The sequence below is a fragment of the Bacillus sp. 22475 genome, assembly GCF_052044835.1.
GTDB lineage: Bacteria > Bacillota > Bacilli > Bacillales > Bacillaceae_G > Bacillus_A > Bacillus_A cereus.
This window is the reverse complement of sequence record NZ_JBQENW010000078.1, coordinates 1-2,830: the sequence shown is the minus strand read 5'-3', so window position 1 is coordinate 2,830 and position 2,830 is coordinate 1. Positions and strand designations below refer to the sequence as shown.

The following is a 2,830-nucleotide window of genomic DNA, read 5'->3' as shown; positions in this document are numbered from 1 at the left end:
TGTTCCCTACAACGGCAATGTTTTCATTTGTTTGTTTTGTGGTATAAGATTGTACGTTGTTCTTCTTAGATTTAAAGCGCGGTGCGCTGTTTTGTTTTTTTGAAAAAGCATGTATACGCATCTGCAAGGTTGCGAACAGACGACTGAATCGCAATACTATCCACTTCTTTTAGCCAAACAAACTCTTTCTTCATGGCAGGAAGTTTGGCAGAGCATGTACCATATGTTAAACCTTTCCCAGTTTCTTTGTATGCGTGATCCCATAGGGATAGGAAATGATTGAATACAAAGCGAGAACAACCTATCGTTTTGTTAATTAGAATTGCTTGTGCTTGATTTGGATAGATACGAAACTTATAGGCTTTATTAATTATCATTTGATTCACCTCCATTTCGGTATATGACTATTATATACCGAACGTACATTCGATAGATAGTGAAGTAACACTTTATGTATGTCGAACAATTAAGATGGCTCCTTGCCATCCCTTGTTCAAAGCCAATTCATCTCCCACCTACTCACTTCGCGTTCCTAGAGGAAGGAGTCTTCTTGGCTAAAATGATAAATGGTCGTTTTTAGAATTTGATAATCGAGTATATTTTATTGAAAAATTAGAGTTGACCATAAAACCAATATCCGATATATTGGTTTTATGAAAAAAGATATTATTAAACCCATTAAACGTATGTCATTTAGAGATGAAGTATATCTAACTTTGAAAAAAGCAATCGTTACATTAGAGCTGCAACCGGAGCAACGCTTAAATGACAAAGAATTAGCAGAAGAATTTGGAATTAGCCGTACTCCAGTTAGAGAGGCGTTGAAGCGCCTTGAGGATGAAGGACTTATTGAATCTATTCCTGGTTCAGTTACTCGTGTTGCACCATTAAATATTGAGGAGGCGAAACACGCATTTACTGTGGTAGCAGTTTTACACTCGTTAGCTGCTCGTTTAGCAGTACCATTATTAAAAGAGTCGGATATTCAAGAATTAGAGTTCAGTAATAAGGCTTTACTATTATCTATTGAGAAAAAAGATATTATAAAAGCAATTGAAGCTGACGAGTTATTCCACAGTGTTTTTTTAGATGTGGCAGGAAATCCTGAAATCATTCGTGCGTTAGAACGAAGTATATCTAAGATTCAACGTCTCGAAATTTCTCAGTTCACTTCGATAAATGGTCTAAAGTCAGTAGAACAACATCAGCAAATTATAGAGGCTTGCAAAAATAAAGATAAAGAAACAACAGCACATCTTGTAGAACAGAACTGGTTAAGTCTGGGGAATTTGCTGACTTATGAGACAGATTGAGGTGAGGAATTTGCGCCCTATTTTTTTAGGTATATGTGCTGCTTTCTTTTTTGCTTTCACATTTATATTAAATCGAGCAATGGAATTATCAGGTGGTAGCTGGATATGGAGTGCTTCATTAAGGTTTATTTTTATGCTTCCATTCCTTTTACTTCTTGTTATGAGCCAAAAAAAATTAAAAGTATTATTACAAGTTATGAGAGAGGATTTAAGTGCGTGGTTTTTATGGAGTTTTGTAGGTTTTGGTCTATTTTATGCTCCATTATGTTTTGCCGCTGCACATGCACCAGGATGGATTATTGCAGGGACATGGCAAGTTACTATTATATCAGGATCTTTGTTAGCTCCTCTTTTTATCCAAACCTATCAAACACCAGATGGGATTATTAAGAAAAGAGGGAAAATTCCAATGAAGGGTATGAGTATGTCATTGATTATTCTTCTTGGTATTTTCCTTATGCAAATGGAACAAGCAAAATCGCTTGCTGTAAAAGATATTATGTTAGGTATTATCCCTGTAATTGTAGCTTCTTTTGCTTACCCACTCGGGAATCGTAAGATGATGGAGGTTTGTGGAGATCGTCTAGATGCTTATCAACGTGTCCTTGGAATGACATTAGCTAGCTTACCATTTTGGTTTTTACTATCCTTATATGGTCTTTTTACAGCAGGAATACCTAGTAAGGAGCAAACTATGCAATCTATTTTAGTTGCTATTTGCTCTGGTGTAATTGCAACTATCTTATTTTTTAAAGCGACTGATATGGTTAAAGGAGATATGCAGAAACTTGCAACTGTTGAAGCAACACAATCTATGGAGGTGCTTTTTGCTATTATTGGAGAACTAATCTTATTACATTCTTCATTCCCCTCTATTTTATCTTGGTGTGGCATGTTTGTAATAATGCTAGGAATGATAGCACACAGTTATGTTTCCCATAAAGGTGAAACAGTGCATAACCAAAATATTAGTGCTTAATTGATATTTTAAAATGTACAGTATCAACCCTTTTCTAGCTAGTAAAAGTAATGTTATTATTATAAGTTTTATGTCAGAAATTAATTAAGTAAAAGAATATGAATATAAGCCGATACCCTTAATATATAGGGAAATCGGCTTTTTCTTTATAAAATTTTTTCTTAGCTTCCTTTACATTAAAGGATTAGTTTGTATATTTGAGGAGATGTGCGGGACAGGTGTACATTTAGGATAATCTAATATTTACCATTCGAATATGATAGAATAGAAGTATATCCAAAATGGAGGAATAGCAAATGAACTCAAACACAAAACAGTTTATTTATGATATCCAGCAAAGAAAGAACAATTATATAGAAAATGCATTAATAGCAATACAGCACCCTAAAAAAGAGCAATCTGAACAGGTCATTCAAAATATAGTAGAAAAGATGGATATGATGATTAGTCTAGTTACTACTTATATGAAGATTGAATCAGGATCTACGGAAGAATTAAAAGAACTTCAGAAAGAAATTATCCATGCTCAAGCATATAT

At 34.2% G+C, this 2,830-nt stretch carries 3 protein-coding genes and 1 pseudogene; 3 read left to right on the top strand and 1 reads right to left on the bottom strand.

The window, feature by feature from the left end; all coding sequences use genetic code 11:
• Positions 1–377, bottom strand: a pseudogene (locus tag ACTJJY_RS31835) (helix-turn-helix domain-containing protein); the annotation flags it as partial.
• 276 nt (positions 378–653) lie between these two features.
• On the opposite strand from ACTJJY_RS31835, the gene ACTJJY_RS31830 reads away from it, so the two are divergent.
• The 3 genes from ACTJJY_RS31830 to ACTJJY_RS31820 form a co-directional block, all read left to right on the top strand.
• Positions 654–1,313 (top strand): GntR family transcriptional regulator, encoded by a 660-nt coding sequence (locus ACTJJY_RS31830; protein WP_440607438.1) that lies wholly within the window; start codon positions 654–656, stop codon positions 1,311–1,313.
• Positions 1,300–2,292, top strand: coding sequence for a DMT family transporter (locus ACTJJY_RS31825; protein ID WP_440607437.1), 993 nt, complete (start codon positions 1,300–1,302; stop codon positions 2,290–2,292). The genes ACTJJY_RS31830 and ACTJJY_RS31825 overlap by 14 nt, the downstream gene beginning before the upstream one ends.
• A 296-nt stretch (positions 2,293–2,588) precedes the next feature.
• A partial coding sequence (locus tag ACTJJY_RS31820) for a hypothetical protein (RefSeq protein ID WP_440606851.1) occupies positions 2,589–2,830 on the top strand: 242 nt, incomplete at its 3' end.